The organism is Thioclava sp. F36-7, assembly GCF_002020075.1.
GTDB lineage: Bacteria > Pseudomonadota > Alphaproteobacteria > Rhodobacterales > Rhodobacteraceae > Thioclava > Thioclava sediminum.
On sequence record NZ_MPZR01000003.1, the window covers coordinates 173,694 to 186,689 of the forward strand.

Sequence of the window (12,996 nt, forward strand, 5' to 3'; positions counted from 1 at the left end):
CATGGCAAGACTAATGAAGGTAGCGATCGTCGATGACGAGGAAGATATGCGGCAGTCGGTCAGCCAATGGCTGGCGCTGTCGGGCTTCGACGCCGAGACCTATGCCAGCGCAGAAGACGCGCTGAAGGAGATCGGCCCCGACTGGCCTGGCGTGGTGATCACCGACATCCGGATGCCCGGCATGGACGGGATGGCCTTCCTCAAGCGGCTGATGGGCATCGATAGCGGTCTGCCGGTCATCATGATCACCGGCCACGGCGATGTGCCGATGGCGGTCGAGGCGATGCGCCTCGGCGCGATGGACTTCATGGAAAAGCCGTTCTCGCCGGATCGGATGACCGAGCTGGCCAAACGTGCCACGCAGGCGCGCCGCACCACGCTGGATAACCGGGCGCTGCGCCGCGATCTGGCCGAGGGCGAGAAGGTGATGGGCAAGCTGATCGGCACATCCGAGCCGATGGAGCGTCTGCGCGAAGATATTCTCGATCTGTCGCAGGCGGACGGTCACGTTCTGATCGATGGCGAGACCGGCACCGGCAAGACGCTGGTGGCCCATGCGCTGCACGCGACGGGCCCCCGCGCGGGCAAGAAATTCGTGATGGTCAGCTGCGCCGCGCTGACCGAGGAAGCCCTCTCGGCCAAGCTGTTCGGCCCGGTCGAAGAGGGCGGTCTGCCGCTGATGGAAGAGGCCCGCGGCGGTACGCTGTGCCTCGAGGATGTCGAGGCGCTGAGCCAGTCGCTGCAGGCGCGGCTCTTGCAATTCATCAACGATCAGGGTGCACCTGCGGAGACGCGGATCGTGGCGATCTGCAATACGCATGGCGAAGGCAAGACGGTCGAGGACGCGCTGCGCCCCGATCTCTATTATCGCCTCGCCGCGCTGAAGATCACCCTGCCGCCGCTGCGGGCGCGCGGTGAAGATATCCTGACGCTGTTCAACCGCATGTCCGAGCAATTCGCCGACGAATATGGCTGCGACGTGCCGGAGGTGACCGCGCAAGAAGCGGCGCAACTGCTGCAGGCGCCGTGGCCGGGCAATGTGCGCCAGCTGATCAACGTGGCCGAACGCGCGGTGCTGCAATCGCGCCGGGGGTCGGGCTCGATCGCGTCGCTGCTGATGACTGACGACGAAGAGGCGGGCCCGGCGGCGATCACGACCGAGGGCAAGCCGCTCAAGGAATATGTCGAGAGCTTCGAGAAGATGCTGATCGACAATACGATGCGGCGCCACAAGGGCTCGATTTCGGCGGTGATGGAGGAGCTGTGCCTGCCGCGCCGGACGCTGAACGAGAAGATGGCCAAATACGGCCTCGCACGCGCGGATTACCTGTAAGGTCCGCGCGCCCGCATCTTCGCCTCTAGGTGCGAAGCGTGCGGGTGGCCTTCGAACAAGACGACGTGAGCGGCGCGGGCCTGAATGGCACCGCGCCGCGGCATTTTCCGGCCTACGGCGGAAAATCCCCGGAACAGGCCTGCTTATTCGCTGAACATCGCGAGACTCCGGGGGGCGATTAACCCTTCCCTTACGAAAATTCGATTGTGTTCCCGTAGGCTGTACCGCTATGGTCGGAACCAGTCGGTTTCACGCCATAAGTGTGGACCCACCGAAATTCGCTGATGCCTTGGCCGATCCGGCGCAGATGATGCGCAAGGGGCCCCGGCTCAACCGATTGGCCGAAAGGCCGCAAGTTTGTCTCCCTCTTCCGCATTTGCCGGGACGGAGGCCGTTAATTGGGCGCCAAGCGGCTAAGCCGATCGCGCCTTGGAAAGAACCGCGATGATGCGTGACGGGATATCGCAGATGAGGACGGGCAGGCTCGACGCCACCGCCGTCTGCACGCATGTCCGCACCCTCGCCTCAAGGACAGTTTCAGCCCAAGACAGCGCCGCGCCCCCGGGCCGGTCGCAAAGGGCTGACCTATTGGATTTACATGGCAAAGAAGATGCTTATCGATGCCACCCACGCGGAAGAGACCCGCGTCGTGGTGGTGGACGGCAACAAAGTTGAGGAATTCGACTTTGAAACCATCAACAAACGGCAGCTCGCCGGCAATATCTACCTCGCGAAAGTAACGCGCGTCGAACCGTCGCTGCAGGCGGCCTTCGTCGACTACGGCGGAAACCGGCACGGCTTCCTCGCCTTCGCGGAAATCCACCCCGATTACTACCAGATCCCGGTCGCCGACCGCGAAGCGCTGCTGGAAGAAGAACGCCAGCTCGCCGAGGCCGCGGCCGAGGAAGAGGACAAGCCGAAATCCTCGCGTCGCCGCCGTTCGCGCCGGTCGTCGAACAAGGCCGAGAAGGCCAAACAGGACGAGGCGGTCGTCAGCTCGGACGAGATCCCGGGCATGGGCGTTGTCGATCCCGAGGCGGAAGGCGAGAGCACCGACGCCTCCAGCGACGAGACCAAAGCCGAAGCGCAGACGGACACCTCCGAGGCCCCAGCCGAGGACGCGCCCGCTCAGGAGGCTGATGAAAAGCCCGCCGCTGCGGCTGAGACCGCTTCCGACGAGGATGACTCCGACGACAGCGACGACGATGACGACGACGCGGCTGAAGCCGATAGCGGCATCGAGTCCGTCGCCGACGAGGATGTCGAAGAAGAAATTCGTCCGGCCCGCAAGCCGCGTCCGCGCCGCTACAAGATCCAGGAAGTGATCAAGGTCCGCCAGATCATGCTGGTGCAGGTCGTCAAGGAAGAGCGCGGCAACAAGGGCGCAGCGCTGACCACCTATCTCTCGCTGGCAGGCCGCTACTGCGTGCTCATGCCCAACACCGCGCGCGGTGGTGGCATCAGCCGCAAGATCACCAACGCCGCCGACCGCAAGAAGCTCAAGGAAATCGCGGGCGAGCTGGACGTGCCGAAGGGCGCGGGCCTGATCGTGCGCACGGCGGGCGCGCAGCGCACCAAGACCGAGATCAAGCGCGACTACGAATATCTGATGCGCCTGTGGGAGCAGATCCGCGACCTGACGATGAAATCCGTCGCGCCGGCGCCGATCTACGAGGAAGGCGATCTGATCAAGCGGTCGATCCGCGACCTCTACAACAAGGATATCGACGAGGTTCTCGTCGAGGGCGAGCGCGGCTACCGCGCGGCCAAGGCCTTCATGAAGATGATCATGCCGAGCCACGCCAAGAACGTGAAGCACTACGCCGAGTCGCTGCCGCTGTTCGCGCGCCATCAGGTGGAGAGCTACCTCGCATCGATGTTCAACCCGACCGTTCAGCTCAAGTCCGGCGGTTATATCGTGATCGGCGTCACCGAAGCGCTCGTCGCCATCGACGTGAACTCGGGCCGGGCGACCAAGGAAGGCTCGATCGAGGAAACCGCGCTCAAGACCAACCTTGAGGCCGCCGACGAAGTGGCCCGCCAGCTGCGCCTGCGCGACCTCGCCGGTCTGATCGTGATCGACTTCATCGACATGGACGAGCGTAAGAACAACAACGCCGTCGAGAAGCGCATGAAGGAGCGTCTCAAGACCGACCGCGCCCGCATTCAGGTCGGCCGCATCTCTGGTTTCGGCCTGCTCGAGATGAGCCGCCAACGCCTGCGTCCGGGCATGATCGAATCCACGACGCAGCCCTGCACCCATTGCCACGGCACCGGCCTGATCCGCTCCGATGACAGCCTTGCGCTGAGCGTCCTGCGTGCGATCGAGGAAGAGGGCACCCGCAAGCGGACCCGCGAGGTTTTGGTGCGTGCGCCCGTCGCGGTCGCCAACTACCTGATGAACGCCAAGCGCGAGCATGTGGCGGTGATCGAGGCCCGTTACGGCATGTCCGTGCGTATCGAAGCCGCGCCGGAACTCGTCTCGCCCGATTTCACCATCGAGAAGTTCAAGACCGCGACGCGCAATGTCGCGGAAGTGGACAGCCCTGTGGTGTCTGCTTCGGCCAGCCTGATGGCCGAGATCGACGACGCCGAGGACGAGGCGGAGATCGAAGTTGAAGCCGAGGCCGAGGCCGAGGAGCAGACCCAGAAGGTCGAGACCGACGCCGAGGAACAGCCGAAGAAGAAACGTCGTCGTCGTCGTCGTCGCCGGAAGTCGAATGGCGAGAACGGGGAGAATAGCGACTCCTCGGAGAACGGCGATCAGTCGTCGGATGACCAGCACGCCAAGGACCAGTCCACGGGCGATCAGTCCTCGGACGTGACCGAAGGGCAGGAAGCGCCCGCCAAGGCCGAACCCGCGCAGGCGGCAGAAGCTCCGGCGGACGAGGCCAAGACCGAGGCGCAAACCGACGCGAAGACCGAGGCTCAGCCCGAGGAAGAAGCGCCGAAGCCCAAGCGCCGCTCGCGCGCCCGCAAGAAGGTGGAAGAGCCGAAAGCCGAAGCCGAGACCGCGGAGGCCCCCGTTGAGGGCACCGAAGCCAAGGCCGAGGAAGAAGCGCCCAAGCCGAAGCGTCGCACGCGGTCGCGCAAGAAGGTGGACCCGGAGGCCGATGCGCAAGCCGCCGTCGAAGGTAGCGCCGCAGAGGTCAAGGCCGACGCGGCTGAGGCCGAAGCAAGCGAGGAGGCGCCCAAGCCCAAGCGTCGCTCCCGTGCGCGCAAGAAGGTCGAGGAACCCGTCGCAGAGACGCCGGACACGCCCGAGCCGCCGGAAACTCCGCAGCCTGACGCGCCGACCGAGCCGCAGGAGACGCCGCAGCCCGACGCACCGGTCGAGACGCCTGAGCCCACGCCGCAGGAAACCCCTGTCGACGTGCCGCCGGAAGCGCCGCCCGCGCCCGAACCGGAAACTCCCTTCGAGCAGCCGCCGGAAACGCCGCAGCCTGATGCGCCGGTCGAACTGCCCGGTGGTCCGGCCTTCGCCGAGACTGAGGCAGAGGGCGAGACGATGACCGAGGAGGCGCCCAAGCCCAAGAAACGGGGTTGGTGGAGCCGCTGAGGCACCTTCAGATTTGAGAAAGGCCGGGCAGAGCGCCCGGCCTTTTTCGTTTTCCTCTTTGGTTTTCCGCGCTCAGGCGGCCAGGTCCTGAGCCGGGCGGGTCAGTTGCAGCGCCGCCCGCGCCGCCTCGCGGCCCTTCTCGACGAAATGGCTGCCAAAGATCGCCCGGTGGTGATCGGTCTCCTGGAACTGATGCGGGGTCAGCGAGACCGACAGCACGGGCACGCCCGTCTCCAGCCCCACCTGCATCAGGCCATTCACCACGGCCTGCGCCACGAAATCATGGCGATAGATCCCGCCATCGACGACCAGCGCCGCCGCCGCGATGGCACCGTAGCGGCCCGTGCGGGCCAGCTGCTGGGCCTTCATCGGCAGCTCGAACGCGCCGGGCACGTCGAAGACATCGACCTGCGCCTCCGGGATCTCTTCGAGAAATCCCTCGAGCGCACGGTCGACGATATCGGCGTGCCAATTGGCTTTGATGAAGGCGTAACGGGTGTGTGTCATCGTGATCTCCTTGCATAGCGACACGTCACCCAAGGCGATCACATGCAATCCGCGCCCACGCGCTAAGGCACGGGGTCGGCTGCATATTCTCTTCCATCCGGACTGTAACCGTCGGCTCAGGCCTCGCACCTGATCTGCTGACCCTCGCACGACGGCGAGGCGCTCGCGGGCTCGCGGATTTCGCCGCATACCGCCGGTGGGGAATTTCGCCCCGCCCTGAGAATGGCCGGAGATTGGCACGCGCTTTTGCGCTCGGCAAGGGGCTTAGTTGCTCGGTCAGGATGCGAGGGTCATCATCCCTTGCGCACCAGATAGACTTTCACGCCTTCCCAATCCTCTGCCTCGACCAGTTCGTGTCCGGTCTGCGCGCAGAAATGCGGCACGTCGATCCAGCTCGCCCCATCTGTCGCGACCAGCTGGACCAGCGCGCCGGGCGCGGCCGACTCGAGCGCTTTGCGCAGGCGCAGAACGGGCAGGGGGCAGAGCAACCCCTTCGCATCGATTTCGATATCGGGCGTCATGGCGGAGGTTCTCGCGCGCCCGCGCTGATTTGTCCACGCTGTTGTTATCTCACGACCCGGTGACCGCGCGCGAGGAATGGGGTAGAGGAAGAACATGTTTGGAATCGATCTCGTCTCCGCTGCGTTCCTGCCCGCCGCCTTTGTGGCGCTTTTTGCGGGTCTGTTGTCATTCCTCAGCCCCTGCGTGCTGCCGATCGTGCCGCCCTATCTCGCCTATATGGGCGGGGTGAGCATGGGCGATCTGCGCGAGGGCAAGCGCTCGGCGGTGGTCCCGGCGCTGTTTTTCGTGCTGGGCCTGTCGACGGTGTTCCTGTTCATGGGGTTCGCCGCCTCGACTTTCGGGCGGTTCTTCCTGACCAATCAGGTGCTGTTCGGACGGATCGCAGGCGGGGTGATCGTGATCCTCGGCCTGCATTTCCTCGGGGTTTTCCGCATCTCGATCCTTGATCGCGAGGCGCGGCTGGATGCGGGCGACCGGGGCGGCTCCTCGCTTGGTGCTTACGTACTGGGCCTCGCATTTGCCTTTGGCTGGACGCCCTGCATCGGCCCGCAGCTGGGCGCGATCCTGTCGCTGGCCGCCCAAGGCGGCGATCAGGCGCGCGGGACGGCGCTGCTGGCGGTCTATGCGCTGGGGCTGGGCATTCCGTTCCTGCTGGCCGCGCTGTTCATCCAGCGCGCGATCGGCGTGATGAACCGGCTCAAGGCCTATATGGGGATCATCGAGAAGACGATGGGCGCGCTGCTGGTCGTTGTTGGCATTCTGCTGCTGACGAATGCGTTCTCGGCGATCAGCTTCTGGCTGCTGGAAACCTTCCCGAGCCTTGCCGTGCTGGGCTGAGGCCTAGCTCACCATCTGCGCCGCGCGGGCCAGATCCGCCTCGAAAGCCCGCATCATCGCGGGCTTTTCCATGTCGGGCAGGCGCAGCAGATAGGATGGATGGACGGTGATCAGCATCGGCGTGCCGTCCTCGAGCACCTCCACCGTGCCGCGCCGTTTGAGAAGGCCACGCCGATCCCCGGTGAGGCTCTCCAGCGCGGTCGCTCCCATCGCGAGGATCGCCTTCGGCTTCACCAGCGCGCGCTCCTGATCGAGCCACCAGCGGCAGTGGTGGATTTCCTGCCGGTCGGGAGACTGATGGATGCGCCGCTTGCCGCGCGGGGTGAATTTGAAATGCTTTACCGCGTTGGTGAGGAAGGCGCGCTCGCGGGACAGGCCTGCACGTGCTGCCACCTCGTCGAAGAGCTGCCCGGCGGGGCCGACGAAGGGGCGTCCCTCAAGATCCTCGAAATCTCCCGGCTGCTCGCCCACGATCATCAGTGGCGCATCGAGCGGCCCTTCGCCCGGCACTGGCTGCGTGGCGTTCTCCCAAAGCGGGCAGCGGCGGCAGCCATTCAGTCCGGCGAGCAGCTCCGCGCGGTCGCCCACGGGCGGCGCGGTGGCGCGGTCGCTTGCCAGCCGCTCGGTGATCTTGCCAGCGCGGGCAGGGGCGAGTGTGGGGGCACTCAAAGCCATCTCTTCGGCGCGCGCCTGCGCGGTCGCGATCATCTCGGGGATCAGCCCGGCCTCGGGCAAGTTATGCCAATACTTGCGCGGCATCTCGGATTGCATCGCGCCGACCTTCAGTCGCGCCGGGTTGAAGATGTTGCGGAAATAGGTGCGCCAGAGGTCTTCCGCGCCATCCTCGGGCAAGTCAGGGCGCGGCTGGCCGTCGCTGAAGCGCAGCTTGCCCGCTTCGAAATGCGCGGTCAGATCGGGGGTGAAGATCGACCAGTCCATATCGCCGAAGCGTTTGACGAAGAACGGCGCGGTCAGTTCGCAGATGTAATGCGAGGGCTCGAACCACGCGGCGAAGCGGCGGCGCGGGGCGTCCGGGTCGCCGATCTCGCGGAAGCGCACGAAGGCGGTCATCTTGTGGCGGTCGCGAGAGACCTCCTTCGCCATGCGGTTCACCCGGTCGATGCGCGGATCGGCGCGGTCCTCCAGCAGGCGCTTGTCGGATCGCAGTGCCCAGAGCACCGCGTAGGCGCGTGCGAAGCGCTCGGGGGCGCGATGGCAGATCACGAGGCGGGCGAGATCGACAAAGCCCTTCGGCACGCTCACAGCGCCGCCTGTGGGGGCAGGGGCATCCTGGGCGAAGAGATCGGCCTCACCCGCCCCGCGATGCCACAGAAGCTCTTCGGGTGGGATCCCAGCGCCCAAGGCTGCGCGGGCCTCGTCTCGCCACGCCTCGAACGTGCCGATCTCGGGCAGGGTGATCGTGCGCATCACAACAGCCGCAACTGCTGCGGCGGCGGGGCGAAACGGGCGCGCAGGTCGGCGGCATCGGTCAGCGCGCGCGGATGCCAATCCAGCAACGTGATGAAGGGCTTCGCCTGCTTCAGGTTCGCCCCCATCCGCCGCAGATCCTCGTAGCGCAGCGTCCGGTGGCGGCGCGTCGCCAGCACCCGACCCACCGTCTTCACCCCCAGCCCCGGTACCCGCAGCAGCATCTCGCGCTCGGCCCGGTTCACGTCGAGCGGAAACAGATGCCGGTTCGCTAGCGCCCAGGCGAGCTTCGGGTCGACCGTCAGATCGAGATTGCCGTCGGTCGTGCCTTGCGAAATCTCGTCCACGTCGAAGCCGTAGAAGCGCAGCAGCCAATCCGCCTGATAGAGCCGATGCTCGCGCATCAAGGGCGGCTTGATCAGGGGCAAGGCGGCGGAACTGTCCGGGATCGGCGAGAAGGCGGAGTAATAGACGCGCTTGAGCGCATAGCTCGAATAAAGCCGCGTCGAGGTCTTCAGGATCGTCGTGTCATTCGCCCCGTCCGCGCCGACGATCATCTGCGTCGATTGCCCGGCGGGCGCGAATTTCGGGGGGCGCTTGCCGGTGAAGCTGCGCTCCTTGCGGGCGTCGCGCAGCAGCCGCACATCGCCCATCGCGCGGCGGATCTGGGCGGGGTCCTTCTCCGGCGCGTAGTCCTGCACCGCGCGGTCGGTCGGCAGCTCGACATTGATGGAGAGGCGGTCGGCGTAAAGCCCGGCCTCCTCGATCAGCTCGGGCGCGGCGTCGGGGATGGTCTTCAGGTGAATGTATCCGCGGAAATTATGCTCCACCCGCAGGAGCTTCGCGATGCGTACCATGTCGGTCATCGTGTCGTCGGGCGAGCGGATGATGCCGGAGGATAGGAACAGCCCCTCGATATAGTTGCGGCGGTAGAATTCCAGCGTGAGGGTCACGACCTCCTCGGGCGAGAACCGCGCGCGGGGGGTGTTGGAACTGACCCGGTTCACGCAATAGGCGCAATCATAGATGCAGAAATTCGTCATCAGGATTTTCAGCAGGCTGATGCAGCGCCCGTCCGGCGTGTAGGCGTGACAGATGCCGGAGCCTGTGACCGAGCCGATCCCCTTGCCATCCTTGGAGTCGCGCCGCTGCCCTCCGCTCGACGCGCAAGAGGCATCGTATTTTGCCGCATCCGAGAGGATCGCCAGTTTCTGATCGAGGGTCATTCTTGCCATGTGTTCACTATATGTTCACATTTTTCGCCTTTCAATAAATCCATGACAAAGGGGCGCGAAATTCGCGCCCCTTCGCAAAACGTCGCTTCGGTTTCAGGCCGTCAGGCGGCGATACATGTGCCAGCTGGCATGGCCCAGAACCGGCAACACGATGAACAGGCCAAGGAAGACCGGCACCATCCCGATGAACAGGCTCGCCGCGATCACCATGCCCCAGATCGCCATCGAGACCGGGTTGGCCGCGACCGCCCGCATCGAGGTGATGATGGCGGTGATGATGTCGATCTCGCGGTCCATGATCAGCGGCAGGCCGACCACGGTGAAGGAAAACAGGATCGCCGCGAAGGCCGCCCCGATCGCAGAGCCGATCGTCAGCATCATCAACCCGTTCCCGGTCAACAGGATCTCGGGCGAGCTGGAGACATTGGTGAAGGCCGACAGCCCCATGAACAGCGCGAAGGTCGTGTGCGCCACGAAGACCCAGAACATGAACATCATCAGGATCAGCATCGCCATCGAGGGCGTCTGGCGGTCCTTCTCGGAAACGCAGCAGGCGATCACCTCACGCCAGACCAGCGGCTCTTGAGCTTCCAGCCTGCGACTGACGGTATAAAGCCCCATCGCCGCGAAGGGCGCGAGCAGCGGAAAGCCGAGCGCGAAGGGGATCAGCCACCATTCCTCGCCCTGGGCTGCGAACACGGTCCAGAGCACGATGCCGCCGAGCACATAGAAGCCCGAAAACATCAGCCCGAAGGCCGGGGCGCGTTTGAAATCGTTCCATCCTGCTTTCAGGATGTCTGGTATTTCCGAGACCTGAAGGTCGCGGATATGCGGCACCTCGGAGGGTGGCGACGCGATCGTTTGCATGTGTGTTCTCCCTGACTGAGGGCCCTCTCCCCAAGGCCCGCAACTTCACGTTGCGTCACGCGGGCGTGATCTGTCCAGAGAATTGCGCGCTGCGTCGCCGCGAGGCTCAGCCGCCCATCCGTTTCGTCAGCCGTAGAGAGAGGGCATAAGGAAGTCGTTTCAATAGCTTGAGCTGCCATGTGAGGCGGCGGGGGAAGTGGGTCTCGAAGCGGTTCTTGGCCAGCCCGTCGGCGATGCGGCGGGCGGCCTCATCGGCTTCGATGACGAAGGGCATGGCGAAATCGTTCTTCTCGGTCAGACGAGTCTTCACGAAACCGGGAGAGATCAGCCGCACGTCGATCGCGGGCGCATATTCCACGCGCAGGCTCTCGACGAGGTTGATGACGGCGGCTTTCGAGGCGGAATAGAGCTGCCCCTTCGGCAGCCCGAAGATGCCCGCGACCGAGCCGAAGATCACCAGTTGCCCGCCCTCGCGCAGCAGCCCCGGCGCGGCCTGCGCGAACCACAGCGTGCCGAGCAGGTTCACCTCCACCAGCTTGCGCGCCGCGTCGCGCTCAATCTCGTCGACGCGGCCGGGATCGTAGAGCGCTGCGGTGATGATCATTGCGTCCAGCTTTCCGTGGCTCAGGATCTCGCCGCGCGCATCGTCGAGGCTCTCGGGATCGGAGACGTCGCAGGGCACGACCTCGCCCTGACACAGCTCCGCCTTCAACGCGTCCAGCGGCTCGACCGAGCGGGCCGACAGCACCAGCCGCGCCCCGCGCGCGGCCAGTTCGCGCGCCAGCGCCTGCCCGATGCCCGAGCTCGCGCCCATGATCCAGATGCGTTTGTCCTTGAAGTCCACGGTGCTCATCCTCTCGCTACTGGAGAGGATACGCGCCAAAACCGTTCAGGGTTTCATTCCGAGCGCGGAAACGCACTCGGCCAGCAGCTCGTCGAGCGGTCGCGTGCCCGACAGTTCCAGCACCGGCTCGGACCGGCCTGCCAGCCATTCGTGATGGCGGCTCAGCGAGCGCCCAGAGAAATAGGGATCGTCATAGCCCGCAGCCCAGGTCAGGAAAGAGCCGTGATTGGCCTCCATATCGCCGCCCTTGCGGATACGGGTTCCGAAGCGCGCCGCCTCGCGCTTGCGCAGGCGCGCAAGGCGGATCGGTGTGGGGGCGGTGAGAAAGACGATCAGGTCGGCGCCTGCGATTGCGGGCTCCCCCCAGCCGTCGAGCGAGCCGGATATTACCCAGCCCTCCGGCTCTTTCGCCTCTTCCATCAACGCCAGCCGCTCGGCGGGGCGGCGCTTGACGGTGTAGGGCGGGTCGCTCTCGGCCCAATAGAACTGATCGGTGTCGAGATGGGTGACGCCCAGCCGGTCGGCCAGACGTTCCCCCAGCGAAGATGTGCCCGAACCCGCGGCGCCGGTAATATGAACCCGCGCCGCCATTCGCGATCAGCTCTCCGCTTGCGCGTCGGCGCGGGATTTGCCTTCGAGGCCAAGCGCCAGCGTCGCCGCCATGAATCCGTCGAGATCGCCGTCGAGCACGCCCTGCGTGTCCGAGGTCTCGTACTGCGTGCGCAGGTCCTTCACCATCTGGTAGGGCTGCAGCACGTAAGAGCGGATCTGGTTGCCCCAGCCGGCCGAGCCCTTGTTCTCGTGGGCCTCGTTGATCGCCGCGGTGCGCTTTTCCAGCTCCATCTGATAGAGGCGCGATTTCAGCGCCTTCATCGCGATATCGCGGTTCTGGTGCTGCGACTTCTCGGAACTGGTGACCACGATCCCGGTCGGGTGGTGGGTGATCCGCACCGCCGAGTCGGTCGTGTTGACGTGCTGACCGCCAGCCCCCGAAGAGCGGAACGTGTCGATGCGGATATCGGCGGGGTTCACCTCGATCTCGATATTGTCGTCGACCACCGGATAGACCCAGACCGACGCAAAAGAGGTTTCGCGCGTGCCTTTGCCGAAGGGCGAGATCCGCACGAGCCGGTGCACGCCCGATTCCGATTTCAGCCAGCCATAAGCGTTGGGGCCGGAAATCTTGTAGGCGCAGGATTTGATCCCGGCCTCGGCGCCCGGTTCTTCGGATTGCAGCTCGACCTCGTAGCCGCGCTTCTCGGCCCAGCGGACATACATCCGCTGCAGCATCGAAGCCCAGTCGCAGGCCTCCGTGCCGCCCGCGCCCGCATTGATCTCGAGGAAGGTATCGTTGGCATCCGCCTCACCATCGAGCAGCGCTTCAAGCTCTTTCGATGCGGCGGTTTCTCTCAGCGCGGCCAGCGAGGCCTCGGCCTCGGCGACGACTTCCTCGTCGTCTTCCATCTCGCCCATCTCGATCAGTTCGACATTGTCCTCCAGATCCTGCTTGATCCGGTTATAGGTTTCGAACTTGTCCATCAGTTGCTGCCGGTCGCGCATCAGTTTCTGCGCGCGCGCCTGATCGTCCCACAGGGTGGGGTCTTCGATCATCGCGTTGAATTCCTCGATCCGGTGCGGCGCGGTCTCGAGGTCCATCCGCTGGCCCAGCAAGGTCAGGGACTTGCGGATCTGTTCGACGGTGTTCTGCGTCTCGGCGCGCATCTGTCATCCTCTTGAAAGCTTGGCCCGCGTGATACGAGATCGGGGCGGCGCCCGCAAGGCGGCGCGGGGGAAATTGCGTGGGCCGCGCGGCGTTGAAAAGCCGCGCGGCCCTTGTGTCTGTGGCCTCCGTGGGCCGGAGCGG

The 12,996-nt window shown here is 65.2% G+C and carries 11 protein-coding genes and 1 riboswitch; of the genes, 3 read left to right on the plus strand and 8 right to left on the minus strand.

The annotated features are described in order from the left end of the window. The first annotated feature begins 1 nt into the window (after position 1). A complete protein-coding gene (locus tag BMI89_RS06650) occupies positions 2-1,333 on the plus strand; it encodes a sigma-54 dependent transcriptional regulator (protein ID WP_078570295.1) in 1,332 nt (443 codons plus the stop codon). A gap of 598 nt (positions 1,334-1,931) precedes the next feature. Then, positions 1,932-4,892, plus strand: a complete 2,961-nt coding sequence (locus tag BMI89_RS06655; RefSeq protein ID WP_078570501.1) for an Rne/Rng family ribonuclease — start codon at positions 1,932-1,934, stop codon at positions 4,890-4,892. Positions 4,893-4,964: 72 nt separating this feature from the next. Here the strand turns inward: BMI89_RS06655 and BMI89_RS06660 are convergent, their stop codons facing one another. Both BMI89_RS06660 and BMI89_RS06665 read right to left on the minus strand, forming a co-directional pair. Beyond that, on the minus strand, positions 4,965-5,399 hold the full coding sequence (locus BMI89_RS06660) for a 6,7-dimethyl-8-ribityllumazine synthase (RefSeq protein ID WP_078546717.1): 435 nt from the start codon (positions 5,397-5,399) through the stop codon (positions 4,965-4,967). A gap of 81 nt (positions 5,400-5,480) precedes the next feature. Next, positions 5,481-5,627, minus strand: a riboswitch (FMN riboswitch). Between the two features lie 65 nt (positions 5,628-5,692). Continuing rightward, positions 5,693-5,920 (minus strand): sulfurtransferase TusA family protein, encoded by a 228-nt coding sequence (locus BMI89_RS06665; RefSeq protein ID WP_078519357.1) that lies wholly within the window; start codon positions 5,918-5,920, stop codon positions 5,693-5,695. A gap of 94 nt (positions 5,921-6,014) precedes the next feature. Here BMI89_RS06665 and BMI89_RS06670 point away from each other — a divergent pair, with 94 nt between their 5' ends. Further along, positions 6,015-6,758, plus strand: a complete 744-nt coding sequence (locus BMI89_RS06670; RefSeq protein ID WP_078570296.1) for a cytochrome c biogenesis protein CcdA — start codon at positions 6,015-6,017, stop codon at positions 6,756-6,758. A gap of 3 nt (positions 6,759-6,761) precedes the next feature. Here BMI89_RS06670 and BMI89_RS06675 read toward each other — a convergent pair whose 3' ends face one another. The 6 genes from BMI89_RS06675 to prfB form a co-directional block, all read right to left on the minus strand. Further along, positions 6,762-8,186 (minus strand): UdgX family uracil-DNA binding protein, encoded by a 1,425-nt coding sequence (locus tag BMI89_RS06675; RefSeq protein WP_078570297.1) that lies wholly within the window; start codon positions 8,184-8,186, stop codon positions 6,762-6,764. Further along, a complete protein-coding gene (locus tag BMI89_RS06680) occupies positions 8,186-9,421 on the minus strand; it encodes a putative DNA modification/repair radical SAM protein (RefSeq protein WP_078570298.1) in 1,236 nt (411 codons plus the stop codon). The genes BMI89_RS06675 and BMI89_RS06680 overlap by 1 nt, the downstream gene beginning before the upstream one ends. Positions 9,422-9,514: 93 nt before the next feature. Next, the gene (locus tag BMI89_RS06685) at positions 9,515-10,288 is read right to left on the minus strand and encodes a DUF2189 domain-containing protein (protein ID WP_078570299.1); all 774 of its coding nucleotides are present in this window, start codon (positions 10,286-10,288) and stop codon (positions 9,515-9,517) included. Positions 10,289-10,394: 106 nt separating this feature from the next. Further along, positions 10,395-11,141 carry an SDR family NAD(P)-dependent oxidoreductase gene (locus tag BMI89_RS06690; RefSeq protein ID WP_078570300.1) on the minus strand — a complete coding sequence of 249 codons (747 nt, stop codon included), beginning with the start codon at positions 11,139-11,141 and terminating at the stop codon, positions 10,395-10,397. Positions 11,142-11,177: 36 nt separating this feature from the next. After that, positions 11,178-11,723 carry an AAA family ATPase gene (locus tag BMI89_RS06695; RefSeq protein WP_078570301.1) on the minus strand — a complete coding sequence of 182 codons (546 nt, stop codon included), beginning with the start codon at positions 11,721-11,723 and terminating at the stop codon, positions 11,178-11,180. A gap of 6 nt (positions 11,724-11,729) precedes the next feature. Beyond that, positions 11,730-12,854 carry a peptide chain release factor 2 gene (gene prfB, locus BMI89_RS06700; protein WP_078570302.1) on the minus strand — a complete coding sequence of 375 codons (1,125 nt, stop codon included), beginning with the start codon at positions 12,852-12,854 and terminating at the stop codon, positions 11,730-11,732. Positions 12,855-12,996 lie beyond the last annotated feature (142 nt).